The 1,088-nt window shown below is 46.3% G+C and carries 1 pseudogene; it reads right to left on the reverse strand.

What is annotated here, in order from left to right:
* Positions 1-1,088: pseudogene (locus AB5935_RS27745) on the reverse strand (hypothetical protein); the annotation flags it as partial.

The raw sequence follows: 1,088 nt of genomic DNA on the forward strand, positions 1-1,088 counted from the left end.
TGCGCTGTCCTTCCATGTGTTCTGTCAGGGTTTTGTATTGGGTGTTGGCTTCTTCCGCTAATAGCAGGTAGCGGTCGGTACGTTCGCGTTGCAGGCGCAGGCGTTGACGGATGATGTAGTATGCTACCCCTATTATTAGAAAAATAATACTTGCTACGGCAATTTCCCAGGTAGTACGGTTCTTCATCCGGTATTCGGCGAATTTGGAGCGTTCCTTGAAATAGTCACGTTCCACCATACCGGCGGAGAATTGCATATTCGAGCGTGTCAGCGAGTCAGTCAGATAGATATAATGATGTATCTTCTCGGTTGCTTTCTCGAAGTTTCTGGCCTGCGCTTCAATCCGATAAGCGGTGTATTGCAGGTCTGCCATGTCACGTATATCGGTGGAATGTGTTTCTGCAAGAGCCAGATAGTAGCGTGCGCTGTCTATACGGTTTTTCAGTAGATTCACATCTACTAATGTATGATATCCGTATAGTGTATCTTGCCGGGCAGAAAGTTCGATACGTTGCAGCAGGTCATGGGGAATTTGTTTCTTGCCTGACACCACATAGAGAGAAGCAAGATTGGTAAGGCGAGCTTTGGCTAACTTATCGTACTTGTGTTCATCGGCCAGATCGAGTGCGGCAGAATAGAGCCGCATGGCTTTCTCCATATCTTTCGAATTGAAAGTTGCGGCTGCCATATCGAGAGTTGCCTTTGTTTCTTCGCGAGTATTATCAGCCTGCCGGAAGTTATTGCGAGCTTCACGAAAATAATGATAAGCCCGGCTATAGTTCATCTGGTCATAATACACTTCACCGATCTGACTGTATAAAAGCCCTGCATAATAAGGCTCATTGGTATCCTTCAGTTTCTCTTCAACTTTCAGGTAAAGGCGTAACGCTCCCGGCTTGTCTCCTGCACGCAGTTTGACTTTTCCCCAATAATAGAGAGTCTTGCATTGGCGGCGTAAATCTTTGGGATGATGTTTGTAATACTCCCAAGCCTGGCGAATCAGCGAATCATTCGTTGCTTTGATATGATTTTTGTCTAAAGCCTCTGAATAAAGCAACGCATACCTGGCCTGTTCAGCCTGGCTGCCT

Origin of the sequence: Phocaeicola sp. RTP21198st1_B8_RTP21198_201120 (assembly GCF_040929485.1) — a bacterium.
In the GTDB taxonomy this organism is placed as follows: Bacteria; Bacteroidota; Bacteroidia; order Bacteroidales; family Bacteroidaceae; genus Phocaeicola; species Phocaeicola dorei.